Origin of the sequence: Guptibacillus hwajinpoensis (assembly GCF_001039475.1) — a bacterium.
Classification (GTDB): domain Bacteria; phylum Bacillota; class Bacilli; order Bacillales; family Guptibacillaceae; genus Guptibacillus; species Guptibacillus hwajinpoensis.
In genome coordinates, this window is record NZ_LELK01000004.1 from 615,204 (window position 1) to 628,545 (window position 13,342).

Annotated in this window: 10 protein-coding genes; 7 read left to right on the forward strand and 3 right to left on the reverse strand. The window is 40.8% G+C overall.

Going from position 1 to position 13,342, the window contains the following annotated elements:
- Nucleotides 1–20: 20 nt before the first annotated feature.
- Complete coding sequence (gene galE / locus AB986_RS13330) at nt 21–1,013, forward strand: UDP-glucose 4-epimerase GalE (protein ID WP_048311609.1); 993 nt, start codon at nt 21–23, stop codon at nt 1,011–1,013.
- Entirely contained in the window at nt 1,010–2,089 is a 1,080-nt protein-coding gene (locus AB986_RS13335) for a M24 family metallopeptidase (protein ID WP_048311611.1), read from the forward strand. Before galE ends, AB986_RS13335 begins: the two co-directional genes overlap by 4 nt.
- A gap of 62 nt (nt 2,090–2,151) precedes the next feature.
- Here AB986_RS13335 and AB986_RS13340 read toward each other — a convergent pair whose 3' ends face one another.
- Both AB986_RS13340 and AB986_RS13345 read right to left on the reverse strand, forming a co-directional pair.
- On the reverse strand, nt 2,152–3,708 hold the full coding sequence (locus AB986_RS13340) for a zinc ribbon domain-containing protein (protein WP_048311612.1): 1,557 nt from the start codon (nt 3,706–3,708) through the stop codon (nt 2,152–2,154).
- A gap of 15 nt (nt 3,709–3,723) precedes the next feature.
- Entirely contained in the window at nt 3,724–4,206 is a 483-nt protein-coding gene (locus AB986_RS13345; protein WP_048311613.1) for a zinc ribbon domain-containing protein, read from the reverse strand.
- 121 nt (nt 4,207–4,327) lie between these two features.
- Here AB986_RS13345 and AB986_RS13350 point away from each other — a divergent pair, with 121 nt between their 5' ends.
- Together AB986_RS13350 and speE are read left to right on the forward strand one after the other, a co-directional pair.
- Nucleotides 4,328–5,761, forward strand: coding sequence for a zinc ribbon domain-containing protein (locus AB986_RS13350; protein ID WP_048311614.1), 1,434 nt, complete (start codon nt 4,328–4,330; stop codon nt 5,759–5,761).
- Nucleotides 5,762–5,911: 150 nt separating this feature from the next.
- Nucleotides 5,912–6,784, forward strand: a complete 873-nt coding sequence (gene speE, locus AB986_RS13355) for a polyamine aminopropyltransferase (protein ID WP_236690376.1) — start codon at nt 5,912–5,914, stop codon at nt 6,782–6,784.
- Between the two features lie 78 nt (nt 6,785–6,862).
- Here speE and AB986_RS13360 read toward each other — a convergent pair whose 3' ends face one another.
- Complete coding sequence (locus AB986_RS13360) at nt 6,863–7,546, reverse strand: N-formylglutamate amidohydrolase (RefSeq protein ID WP_048311617.1); 684 nt, start codon at nt 7,544–7,546, stop codon at nt 6,863–6,865.
- Between the two features lie 232 nt (nt 7,547–7,778).
- Here AB986_RS13360 and AB986_RS13365 point away from each other — a divergent pair, with 232 nt between their 5' ends.
- The 3 genes from AB986_RS13365 to aepX all read left to right on the forward strand — a co-directional run bounded on the left by AB986_RS13365 (nt 7,779) and on the right by aepX (nt 13,338).
- Nucleotides 7,779–10,385 carry a putative amidoligase domain-containing protein gene (locus AB986_RS13365; RefSeq protein WP_048311618.1) on the forward strand — a complete coding sequence of 869 codons (2,607 nt, stop codon included), beginning with the start codon at nt 7,779–7,781 and terminating at the stop codon, nt 10,383–10,385.
- Nucleotides 10,386–10,482: 97 nt separating this feature from the next.
- Nucleotides 10,483–11,805: a Mur ligase family protein gene (locus tag AB986_RS13370; RefSeq protein WP_407921927.1), complete on the forward strand. Its 1,323-nt coding sequence runs from the start codon at nt 10,483–10,485 to the stop codon at nt 11,803–11,805.
- Nucleotides 11,806–11,829: 24 nt separating this feature from the next.
- Nucleotides 11,830–13,338: a phosphoenolpyruvate mutase gene (gene aepX / locus AB986_RS13375; protein ID WP_048311620.1), complete on the forward strand. Its 1,509-nt coding sequence runs from the start codon at nt 11,830–11,832 to the stop codon at nt 13,336–13,338.
- Nucleotides 13,339–13,342: the final 4 nt, after the last annotated feature.

The window sequence follows — 13,342 nt, forward strand, 5'->3', positions numbered from 1 at the left end:
TACGAATTGGAGGGAGAATCATGGCGATATTAGTCACAGGTGGAGCTGGATATATTGGTAGCCACACCGTAATGTATTTACGTGAACAGAATGAAGAAGTCGTTGTGCTAGATAATTTAACGAAAGGTCATGAGCAGGCTGTCGTTGACGTTCCTTTTTATAAGGGAGACTTAACGGATGGCAAAGTGATTGATCAAATTTTCGAGGACCATTCCATTGATTCGGTCATTCATTTCGCAGCGAGTTCACTTGTCGGAGAGAGCGTGACGAACCCGCTCGAGTATTATCGCAACAACGTAGCAGGGTCGCATGCGCTTGTTTCAAAGCTTGTCGAGCATGGGGTAAAGCACATTGTCTTTTCATCAACGGCTGCAACGTACGGTAACCCTGAACGCACGCCGATTGAAGAAAGTGATGTGACTGCACCAACGAATCCATATGGGGAGACGAAGCTTGCGATTGAGAAGATGCTGCGCTGGTGTGATGATGCATATGGCTTAAAGTCCGTATCACTTCGCTATTTTAATGCAGCAGGAGCTGACCCTGAAGGTAGAATCGGGGAAGATCATGATCCTGAATCTCATTTAATACCGATTGTTCTTCAGGCAGCGCTCGGTCAAAGGGAACAGGTGTCCATTTTTGGAGATGATTACGATACGAAGGATGGAACGTGCGTTAGAGATTATATCCATGTTCTTGATCTTGCTCAAGCGCATTACCTTGCGTTAAAGAAGATGAAAGAAACGAATGAAAGTGGCGTCTATAACCTTGGTAATGGCAAAGGATTTACGGTAAAAGAAGTAATCGAGACGTGTAGAAGTGTTACGGGGAAAACGATAGAAGCTGAAGTAGCACCAAGACGCGCCGGAGACCCAGCTACGCTGATCGCTTCCTCATCTAAAGCGATCAATGAGCTTGGGTGGAATCCCGTCTACCCTGAACTATCTCAAATTGTTGCACATGCCTGGAGCTGGCATCAGAACAATCCAAAAGGGTATGGTGATAACGAATGAGTATAGAGAAAGTGCGGATGTTTCTAGAAGAGAAGAACTATGATGGCATTCTGTTACGAAGAAGAAATAATTTCTCGTGGGTAACGGGTGGAAATACGAATTATATCGTCCAGACGATGGAAGCGGGCGTGGCGGACTGGATCATTACTCCTGAGAAAGCGTACCTTGTTACGTCAAAAATGGAAGAACGGCGTATTGTCGAGGAAGAATGCAGGGAGTTGTCCTTTTCATTTGAAGTGCTTTCTGTTGATTGGTACACATCAGTTGACGGTTTAATTGAAGAGGTTACTTCTAATAAGCGAATGGCAACAGATATGATCTATTCTGACTGGGATGTCGTAGATGAAGAGCTTTCACATTATCGCTCAGTGTTAACAGAGGGTGAACGGGAGCGATACAGAAATCTTTGTCAAAAAGCGGCGAAAGCGGTGGAAGAGACGTGTTGGGAATTGGAACCTGGACAAACCGAGAATGAAATTGAAGCACATCTCGCTTCCAAGGTGTTGAGTAGTGGGATGTCGATTCAAGTGCTACTTGTAGCAACTGATGAACGAATTTACCGCTACCGTCATCCAATTCCTACTGAAAAGAAACTTGAGCGACATGCGATGCTTGTACTTTGTGCAGAAGAAGGTGGTCTTGTAGCCAATGTCACAAGACTCGTCTATTTCGGGGAATTGCCAGAAGAACTACGAAGAAACAGCGCTTCAGTCGCTAAAATCGATAGTGTGATGAACGCAGCAACGAGAGTAGGCGTTACAGCGGGTGACGTGATTGTAGCTGGTGTGAATGAGTACGCAAACCAGGGATTTCCTGATGACTGGAAGTTACTACACCAGGGTGGATTAACAGGTTATAACTCACGCGAATTTCTAGCAAACCCTGAAACTACGAATCAAGTTGTGGTGAATCAAGCCTATGCTTGGAACCCTTCTTTACCAGGTGTGAAGTCAGAAGATACGATTCTCCTTACGGAAGAAGGAATCGAATTTATGACACATACAGGCGAGTGGGTGTATCAGGAAGTTGAAGTAGATGGCGTAACGTTTGTGCGTCCTGCGGTGTTGGAGCGGTGAGTACGGAGAGAAGAAAGTAGATTAGGGGTCAGGCTCGTGCCTGACCCCTATTTGTTTGACTTCTATTTGTTTGTTCGTTGCTTCTTCCAATAAGCACCCCCAATTGCGAGGAGGGTTGAGAAGATAAAGCATTTGAAGAACGTGCTGATCGCGGAGAAGCCATAGAAAAGAGTCGGCAACTCTTCCATTTCTAAGGAAGAGTCAGTGATAGGACTACTATAGAAGTCAATTCCTATATTTGTTCCGGCCACTAGTAATGACATAAACAAAGCGTATATGAAACCAAACATTGCAATCTGATGAATTCGAACCGAGCCTTCTTGCTGCATTCGATAGCCTGCCCAGACAAAGAGTGTGATGGGGAGGAGTAATCCAAGTAGCAAATAGAATCGTAGATCTTGAACGTTGTTCAATAACATTGTGATATCTTGATCTGTAACTGTTGGAATGACTTTCATTCCTGCTAGCGTGGAGAAATCAATTTGAACATTTTCACCGTATCCACTCATATTAAGTGAAAGTGATGAGAGGTTGAGAACATTCCACAAGAGAAAACCAAGCTGGACGATAGTAAAGACAAATACGCTTGTTGGTATGTCTTCCAATCCAAGCAACCTTAAATCATCTACAATAAATCCGTAGAACACAGCCATCGTTATTACAATACAGGATGTGATCCCCATGGTTATGGTTCTTACTCCTTCTTTAAGAGGAGAAGAAGTAAGTGACTTTAACGTGCCACTTCCAAGTAAGCATCCGATAAAAGAAAAAACTGTCCCAATGAAAAATGCTACAAAGAATGCTTTTAAAAATGGGTAGTTGTTTTCAATGGCTAAGCTTGCCGAGTACCAATCATCTGCTACTTCCCCACTAAATGAAAAGCCTGCAAAGATGGCAACTATAGCTGTTAGTCCACCGTAAACCGCTCCAATGAGAAGGGAGGATATCCAGTATTGCTGTGTATCTAAAGGATTTCTCCTGCCGTATAAATAGCCGCTAAGTAATAGCGCAATCAGTGGTATAAGAAGGAGTATGATGTAGCCAGACTCTAAATAAACGCCACCTTTATAGGTCTCATCATCAAATGTGGAATCAAATGAAACCTTAGAGTTGAGCAAATGAGTGGCCATCCAGTAATCTGTCATCCCTGTATAAGGATCAGTAGGTAGGTTAGCTTCTCCATTATCATAGAAATCGTATAATATCCCCTCCTGCCCTACTCTTGCATACTCTGCAATCGCTTCTTGCAAAGAAACAGTTTCCCCTTGAAAACTCTCCGCAATAATAAACGATGCAATTCCTACTAGTAGAAAGGCAAGAAATGCGCATAGAAGAGCCATCCTTTTATTGATGCCACTAAGGTCTGGAAGGGCTTGAGATGGGGCTGCTACTTTCTCCTTCGTTCGCTCGAATTTAAATGGAATGAATGTTAGTTGAAAAGCCCCGCACTTCATGCAATAAAGGTGTTCATCTGTATTAGACGTGCCACAGTCAGAGCAGAATTTCGGAGTTGCCCCGGATGTGACGTGCTGCTGCAGATCATGTTGTTGAAATGTCCCGTCATTCGGACAGTAATTATCGCCAAACGGTACTTCATTTCCGCAGGTTGTACAATACATATCCCGAAACACCTCCTACCCGTTTTTCATCCCGCAACAACCGCAGAATTGGGCTCCCTCTGGTATGTTTTCCTGACAGCTTGTGCAAAAAACGGTTGAAACGATCGGTGTTTCAGGCACATGCACTTTGTTTCCGCAACTTCCGCAGAAGGTATCATCTTCGCTCACCGATGCACCGCATTCACACGTCTGTCCATTTGATTCCCTACGAAGTTGTTGTTCAAGTTCTTTATTAGCTTGATAGAGTTCTAGGTCATATTGGATGATTCGCTCTGCTTGCTCATTTAACTCGGTATGCTGAACTTCTCCTTTTCGAACAAGGCGATAAGCCATTTCACCCAGCTGTCTGATGATTTTGGCTCGATTCATAGCCGCTTCACTTGCTGCTTTTCTTAATTGAGACACTTCTTGAGCGGTTTGAAGTTTGTTCCTTCCTTGTTGTAGTCCATCTTGGAGTTTAGATATTCCTCCACCGATTTTTGTTTGCAAATCTGACATGACAGTCCCCCCTTTTTTAGCGTGTACTTTTTCATAGTTATGTCCAAAGTCTTGAATCATGTTAGAAAAATACATAGAAAAAGGGATACAAAAAGCGATCATAAAATGAAATAACTACCATATGATTGGAATGAATGGTAGGAGGTGGAAAGATGGGTTTTGCGAGTTTTGTAATAGGGAAGAAACCGGAGCCTTTTGTGTAAAGTGTGGGCGAAAGGTTACGGAAACAACTCCGATTAGGGGTAAGAAATGGACAATCTGGTTAATCAGTATAGGTGCACTCGTTATTCTTTTTGTCGGCAGTTACTATACGTTACGGATGCTAGCATCACCGGAACGAACGATTGACCAATTTCGTGAGGCTATGTTCGAAGGAAACTATGAACAAATGAAAAAGGTTGTTTCCAAAGTTAATCCTCTTCTTTCACACGAAGCTGAATTACAAGGATTTGTTGAGTTAATGAAGAACCATCCTGAGCAACGTTCTCTTCTCATTCAAGATCTTGATCGTCAGGCTAGAGGTTTAACGGATCGTGAGTTTGGTAAACGGGATGAGGCGTTATTTGTTGACATGAAGCTAACCAAATCAGGTAAGAAATTTCTTCTTTTCGATGACTATATGATTGCACCAGCCCCAATCTATGCAAGCGTGTATACGCAGTTTCCGGGTACGTCTCTTAAGATTAATAGTCAAGACGGAGGTGTATTCGGAGGAACGGAAGATGGGAAGAAAGTAGGGCCATTTCTCCCTGGTCTCTATCAATTTGCATCAGAGATTAAGAATGAGAGCTACACGATGAAGGGAAAAGCAGAAATTGAATTAATGACATCAGAGGAAACAGCGAAAATCGATCTTTCCGTAAACGGAGCTTATGTATCACCAGAATCCAATCATGACGATGCGGTTCTGTTTGTGAATGGCAAAGATACAGGCGTTACAATCGATGAAGCTGGAAAAATAGGACCATTTCCTATTGATGGTTCAGTTGTAATGCATGCTGAAAAGAAGTTTGAAGCAGGCGTAGTGAAAAGCCCCTCGGTTCCATTTGATGGAGGGGAAGTCTACTTAGCAGTAGATTATAGTGAACCAGATCCGGTTGTGATCGAGAAGGAGGTGCAGAGAGAGCAAATTTCTTCAGATCCAGATTACTCTGAGTCAGTTATTGATGCAGTTAATACGTATTTAAGAGATTGGATTAATGCTTACGAGAATGTAGATGCCAGTTATTTCACAAACCTTACACCTGAGCTATACTCCTATTTTGAAGATCGTTTTGTATCGGTTAAGCAAAATAACGGAGCCTTCACAGGAGATGTCCTAGAAGCAGCTTTTGATATGGATAGCCTCTCCATAAGTTCTTCTGGTAAGAAAGCTGTCGTCGATGTTCTCGTAACGATGGATTCTGCCAATCACAAGCCTGGAGATCAAAATGTCGTAACAGAAGTAACTTCTAGTGCTTTTCGCTACGAGTTAGTGAATAGTGGAGGGAAATGGCTGATCGATAGTCGGAGAGAAATTGACGGCATTGACTTAACAAATTCTGTTGCTTATTAACGTTGTAGCACAGTGGGGGTCAGGTACGAGCCTGGCCCCCCCTTTATTTTGCCATTTATTTAATATTCAATATACATCTGCTGTGACAGGCATCCCTTTCATTACATAAGAATAAAAATAAGTGAAATTAGGATATGGATGGTGGTTAGGGTGGAGGATAATGGAACGTTTCATGGATACAAAAAAGATCCTTATCATGTACTTTGGATTGAAAATTATGTAGGGAAAACAAGAATGAAGGTGGCTTACAAAGTTAAATCTTTACTGCATTATGAGCAGTCTGCTTTTCAGGAGATTAGTGTCGTTGAAACAAAAGGATTCGGTCGAATGCTCGTTTTGGATGGAATTCCGCAGGTTTCAACAAATGAAGGTTTCATCTACAACGAAATGATAAGCCATATTCCTATAGTGACACACCCTGATCCTAAAAACGTCGGGATGATCGGTGGAGGAGATTGTGGACACGCACGTGAGGCGATGAAGTATAAAAGCATAGAAAAAATTGACGTTGTTGAAATTGACGAGAGGGTTACGTCTGTTTGTCGAAAATGGTTAACACCTGAAGAAGATTTTAAGTCAGATAAACAATTCCAGATGATTCATCAAGATGGGTATGAATGGATTCAGAAGCAAAAGAATTCTTACGACGTCCTCATGATTGATCGACCAGATCCAGTTGGGCCAGGTAAAAAGCTATTTAGCTCAGATTTCTATCAATATGTTTATGATGCCCTGTCAGAAGATGGAGTGGTGACATTCCAATCGGGATCTCCATTCTACAATGAATCAATACTTAAAAAAACGAGGTATAAATTAAAGAAGCTATTTCCAATCGTTCGGACATATATCCTCACCATTCCACTTTTTCCTTGTGGAATATGGAGTTTTACGATGGCTTCAAAAAAACCAGATCCGTTGGAGGCGGATTTGACGAAATTGATGGATAAGGACACGAACTATATTAATCCAGAGATCTTTACTTCCTCTTTCACACTGCCGAACTATATTAGAAACATGCTTTAAAATACGACTATCTTGTATTTGAAGAATGGAGGATATAACCTCCATCCTTCATTTTTTTCATTACGTATGTGTACCTCATCATTTTGAGTCAAGTACAAACTTCAATTGAAACTCATCAATTAAATTTGAAAAGACTTGAACCATCTTAGTTCTATGCTTTTTACGAATGGTTCGTGATAATTCAATCTGAAATGAATGAAAGTTTTCCTTGTAACCTTTGTAAGCCTCTCCATCTCCTACTCTATGAAGGTGAATCGCTTTATTTCCAGCGAATTTATTGTCGAAAATGACTGTAGCATTCGGAAGAATGGTATGGAGGTTCTCCGTTAGCTTTTCTTCAAACCATTTCTTAACTTCTTTAGAACAGGATCTTCCTCGTGATGTGCCTATTTCAATTGCAAGGGGGCCGAAATGGGTGTCCTTCATTCCGTGGAATGATAGATGCAAATAAGGGACAGTGATATGATCTATTCCCTCTTCACATATTCCTAATTGATTCAAAATCTCTTCAATGCATTTCCGGTATTCTGTTAAAGCTTCTTGGTTATCATCAGTAGGTGGTCGGTTAAGGTCAATAACAGTTCTTGAAACGGTGCTAATAATACCGGCAGACCCGGTTTTTTGTATTAACTTCCTAACAAGTAAGTCGGTATAGAGATCAGCGGCAGGTGGTGTCGCATGTAAAGCTTCTACATGGCAACACATATATCCATTTCCGAGGTTATACTTCACATAATTTTTTTGTATAAACTTCACTGCCATAAGAAAAGCTCCTTTATTTTCAAGAAGTGGTCTATTACTAAAAAATGCAAAAGAAATGAAATTGGTGAAAGTAGTCTCCTACTTACCAATTCTTTGACGTTCCGTTGTATATAAAGAATCTTTATACAGATGTACAGGAACAAAGTGATGAAATCTCAATATATTAAATGCGATACGACCTTTTGTAGAGGTGGGTGGAAAATTAAATTTCCACAATGGAGGGTTATAAAACATGAACCTGTTGAGAGAGCAGTTTAGCATAAGTTCTGATAAAGAACTTATGCTTCAAACTTTAGCACTAAACAACATTCGATCTCTTGAATTAGTAAATCCCCAAACGTGCACGTATCCAATTGTTGGGCGTAAATATGGTCACTACCAGGGGAAGGACATTTCAATCATTCACACTCAGTCTGAGGCAATTGAAAAAGGATATGATTTTTTCACAAAATTATGCATCGTTGAGAAAGAATACCTGTTTCATATTCAAGGTCTTAAGGCTGAAAAAGTTTTCATTACTGAGGAAGATAAAGTCATATACACTGAGTTACCTATTAGGACGCAGGCATATGGTTGGACATCGAGGCAGGTCGAACTTCACAACATTCCTGAGGAATGGATCAAAACCGCAATACGCGCTCTTTATGTAGTCGGACTGCCTCAAGGCGTGGTCAAGATAGGCGTATTACCTAATGAATCCCACATTGTATTAGACATTAATGAATCCAATCGTTTTAAACAAGCTCCTGTTACAAAAGCGGTAAGCCCATTTACAATCGGTGCAGATATTGAGTTCATGTTGAGCTGCGACAATGAATTACTACCTGCTTCCACTTTCTTCCCTATACAAGGATCAGTGGGCTGTGACGAGAGGCAGATTGAGCAAGATAGTGGTCAGTATGCTTTAGCTGAACTGAGACCAGTAGAAGCTGAAACACCTCATGAAGTTTTTCAAAATATGAAAACCCTTGTTCAAAAGGCATCAGCACTTGTTCCTTACGAAAACGTAGCGTTTCGGGCAGGGAGCATGCCATTTGTCGGTTATCAATGTGGAGGACATTTGCACTTTGGAATTCCATGTTCTGCATCACTGTTAAAAGCGTTAGATCAATACCTTGCCATTCCTATAGCTATGATTGAAAACTCTAGAACAGCAAAAAGAAGAAGGAGAACAAACCATGGCGGGTTAGGTCGTTATCGCGTGAAGCCGTATGGAATGGAGTATTTGTCACTGAGTTCATGGGTGATCGAGCCAACCTTGTCGTTGTCTATTCTGTGTCTCGCGAAGCTTGTTGGAAATCACCACCATGAATTCCAAGACGACTTTGTTTTTTACCCGGTTATTCAGAGGGCTTACTATAACGGGAACTACCCTGTTCTTAAACAACTATGGCCACATATCAAAAAAAACATTCAAACTACATCAACCTACGCTCAATATAAGAGTGAATTGACATTGTTATTTGAAGCGATTGAACGTGGTTGTCCAATTGAAGAAGAGTGCGATTTTCGAGTGAACTGGGGAGTAGAGAAGACAACGGAACGATATGAACAAGATGCAAGCATTCAAATTCCCAAAAAGTTAAGAATGAAGCATAACCTTAATGAAGGGGATACCACTCACGTTAGAGCAGGCATCAAACTTGTGCCAGCAACCATTAAACCTTATCCTTTTGCGTTCCAAAATTCGGATAAGGTCCATCTTTCAAAAGTGTTACGAGATCAACTCTCATTGCCCGAGGGGTGGAGTCCCACCGTTTTTTCGTCAAATGATGTACTGACACTTGGACCAATCGTTGGAATTTTGGCAAATAGACCGTTTGATAGACAAACAACCTATTTTCAACATTTGTTCAATCTGGCACAGGAAAAACAGATGCTCGTTTATGCATTTGAACCTGATGATATTGATTGGGATCAAATGACTATTAAAGGTACGTCAATCGATGGGGAAGGTATTTTTCCATTTCCGGCTGTGATTTATGATCGTTATTTGCTAATTCGCGATAAGAGTCAGGTTATTAAAGATGTACGGTTTAAATTTCAATACACTTACAAAATTCCATTCATCAATTCTCCTTCTCTCTTCAAATTGACAGGTGATAAATGGAAGACTCATCAACTACTTTCAAATGATTATGGCAACCATTTGCCCGAAACAAAATCACTAAAGCAGCCTGAGGATTTAGTTAACATGTTGAATAAACATGGAGAAGTATTTGTGAAACCTGTAGGTGGAGCTCTGAGTATGGGAATTAATCGGATTCTTCGTAAACCAACGAACATCATCATGACAGATGTACAACAAAATACAAGTCATGATTTCGCGAATATCGATGAATTACTCATATACATGGCTCCCCATATTAAACACACGGACTATGTTATTCAAGAAGGGATTCGGCGCAAACAATACAACGGATACAATGTTGAAATACGTGTTTATATGCAAAAAGGAATAAAAAATCGCTGGTTAAGAACAGGCATGGTAGCTCGCCTATCAAACGAGGATGTATTGACGGAAGAATCCGAAATTAACTTGCGAGTCAGCAAAGTGCTACTTCATCTATATCCAGATAGTACCGAGAGGAAATTGATATCTAAACAGATAGGGAAGCTTGCAGGGGGGATTGTTGAAACCGTTCAAGATGAAGTTGGCACCTTTGGAGAAATCGCAGTTGATTTATGTATCGATCAGTATGACTCAATCAAACTATTAGAAATAAATGCAAAACCTGATAATTTATTCTCACAAATCAGGGCTTATAAATTACGAACTTTAGCTGGGCATCGCCTTTTAAACTATGCAAGCATATTAGCAGGTTACGAGGGGTTATGAAAAAAAAGACGGTAGGTGATGACAGGTGAGAAACTTAAGGTTAAGCGAAATTCTCAAGCTTACTGACGGTCAGGTTATCCAAGGTTCCGGAGACCCGATGATCCATCACGTTGTAAATCGCACGAAGAAAGATATTGAAGATCATACCCTATTATTCCATCTCGATCATGAACGTATTAAAGGTAAATATTGGATAAAATATGAAGTTGTAGTTGTTATAACGGATCGTCCAGACAAATGCATTGATTTGGGAGAAAACATCATATTGATTCAAACTGAACACTTAAAAGAAGATTATTGGAAATTCGTTGAGTATTATCGGAACCTTTTTGATTTCCCTATCATCGGAATAACTGGTACTTGTGGTAAAACAACAACGAAAGAAATGGTCCGACAAATACTATTAGAAGATTTCAATGTGACAGCAACTTGGATGAGTATGAATTCAATGTCTGTGAATCTCCGCTATTTAAATAAACTAGACGATGATACGGAAGTCGCAGTGTTTGAGATGCCAGTTGCCTATCCCGGCTATTTACGAGTTGCCTGCCGGTACTTCAAGCCGCAAATCCGTGTTTTGTTAAACATAGGTGTTCACCATTTAGCTGATTGCGATACGCCAGAAGAATACATGAAAGCAAAAGGTGAAATTGTGGAAGGGTTACCGGAGGATGGAACGCTCATTCTAAATTCAGATGACAAGAATATTCGTCAGGTTCTTGATCTTAGCCGTTTTCCAAATGCTATCCATATCGGAATGAACGAAAAATGCCATTACCGTGCAATAAATGCTCGATATGATTCAGGTGGAATGGCGTTTACTCTCCTCCACAAAGGAAAGAGTTATGATGCATTCGTCCCTGGCTATGGCATTCACAATATTTACAATGCACTTGCAGCGATCGCTGCTGTCTCATCAGTTGGCGTTGATATTCCGATAACGCTTAAACGGCTGGCGTCGTATAAGCAAGTGAAAGAGCATCTTGAGTTTAAAAAAGGAGCTAATGGATCGACCATAATTGACGACACATGGAATTCTGCACCTCTTTCAATGGCGACTGGTCTTGACGTACTCTCGGCCGTTACAGATGGTAAGAAATCGATAGGTCTATTAGGATATATGCCTCAGTTGGGGAAGGGCAAGTATGCTACTGAACAATATGAACAAATGGGGCAAAAAGCAGCTGAGGCAAAAATTGATTTGTTGATCATTGTCGGAGAGAGAGCTGAAGAAATCGGTCATGCAGCAATAAAAGCTGGAATGGAGCAAGAAAAGGTTCACTTTTGCGAAACTGGTGATGAGGTATTCAAGGTATTGCAACCTCATTTGAATAAAGATACGACGATTTTGTTGAAAGTAACGCACCGTGTTATGAAACAACCGTCTTTTCAAGAATTGAGAAATAAGCTCATCCTGTAAGGAGTTCAAATAGAGGTGACCGATATGAGGAAAACAACACAACTTAGAAACATCATTACAAGCTCATCGTTAGAATATATTATGGAAGCCCACCATGCCCTTTCTGCAAAAATCGTAGAAGAAGCTGGCTTTAAAGGGATATGGGGCAGTGGATTATCAATTTCAGCATCATTAGGTGTAAGAGACAACAATGAGGCGTCATGGACACAGGTTTTAGACGTTTTAGAGTTTATGAGTGATGCGACATCTATTCCAATCCTTCTTGATGGGGATACGGGGTATGGAAATTTTAATAATGCTAGAAGACTTGTAAAGAAGCTAGAGCAGCGTGATATTGCCGGGGTTTGTATTGAAGATAAAATTTTCCCAAAGACAAATTCTTTTATTAAAGGTGAAGCGCAACCGCTTGCCCGTATTGATGAATTCTGTGGCAAGATTAAAGCGATGAAAGATAGTCAAACGGACGATGATTTTGTTGTAGTGTCGCGAGTTGAAGCGTTAATTGCGGGCTGGGGACTTCAAGAGGCTCTGAAACGCGCTGAGGCTTATAGGTTAGCAGGAAGTGATGCGATTCTTATGCATAGCAAGCGATCGGATAGTCTGGAAATTGAGGCCTTTATGAAGGAGTGGGGAGATCGTTTACCGGTTGTAATTGTACCAACCAAATACTATTCAGTACCTACTGAACGCTTCCGTGATATAGGCGTAAGTGTGGCCATATGGGCGAATCATAATTTACGAGCTTCTATTAAAGCGATGCAAAGGACGTCTAACCAAATCTTCCTCGAGGAAAGCCTTGCTAATGTGGAAGGTAACGTTACATCTGTAGATGAAATTTTTCAACTTCAAGGTGCAGAAGAGCTTGCTCATGCTGAAAGCATCTATCTAAAAGGTTCTGAAGCAACTATTCATTCAATTATCCTTAATAAAGGCGTAGAGAATCAGCAGACTCTAACTGATCAAATAGCCCAACTGAAGTCTCACAACATACATCATGTTTCTGTAATAGGAGACACAGATGAAGATGGAGAAGGGGCCAGTATGCCTCAAGGTGATGAGTTGGAATTTCTACATCGTGCAAAAGAAAAAATTAACGGTGATGTCATCATAAGTCACAGCGAGATGATGTATAAACCTCACGTCCTGACTGAGTTACTGGCTACTGATCATGATATTTCGATTGTTGTTGATGTTGATTATGATGCGAACAAAGAGTCAGGTTACTATGTGAAAGCTGACATTCCCTATTCTCGTGAGCTATATGATCAGTCTGTTAATCTCGTTGAAGTTGATACGAGTCTAAGTGAAGACCAAATTCATGGAGAGTTTTTTGGATTGTGGAGGGTCAAAGGAAAAGGAGCAGAGGTTCTAAAGGAATCTCTTGAGATTTTAGGTGCGAAATCGAATTTTGACCAACTTACTTTTGCAGATCTTCTAAATCATATTCAAAGCTCGCATTCTATCTCTGTGACCTACATTAAAAGCTCGTGGTTAGATCGTAAAACCTATTTATCGATACGGGATAAGGGGTGAAAAA

Coding starts and splice junctions, on each gene's coding strand:
- galE (WP_048311609.1), top strand. CDS start 21: ATGGCGATATTAGTCACAGGTGGAGCTGGATATATTGGTAGCCACACC.
- AB986_RS13335 (WP_048311611.1), top strand. CDS start 1,010: ATGAGTATAGAGAAAGTGCGGATGTTTCTAGAAGAGAAGAACTATGAT.
- AB986_RS13340 (WP_048311612.1), bottom strand. CDS start 3,708: ATGTATTGTACAACCTGCGGAAATGAAGTACCGTTTGGCGATAATTAC.
- AB986_RS13345 (WP_048311613.1), bottom strand. CDS start 4,206: ATGTCAGATTTGCAAACAAAAATCGGTGGAGGAATATCTAAACTCCAA.
- AB986_RS13350 (WP_048311614.1), top strand. CDS start 4,328: ATGATTGGAATGAATGGTAGGAGGTGGAAAGATGGGTTTTGCGAGTTT.
- AB986_RS13360 (WP_048311617.1), bottom strand. CDS start 7,546: ATGGCAGTGAAGTTTATACAAAAAAATTATGTGAAGTATAACCTCGGA.
- AB986_RS13365 (WP_048311618.1), top strand. CDS start 7,779: ATGAACCTGTTGAGAGAGCAGTTTAGCATAAGTTCTGATAAAGAACTT.
- AB986_RS13370 (WP_407921927.1), top strand. CDS start 10,483: ATGATCCATCACGTTGTAAATCGCACGAAGAAAGATATTGAAGATCAT.
- aepX (WP_048311620.1), top strand. CDS start 11,830: ATGAGGAAAACAACACAACTTAGAAACATCATTACAAGCTCATCGTTA.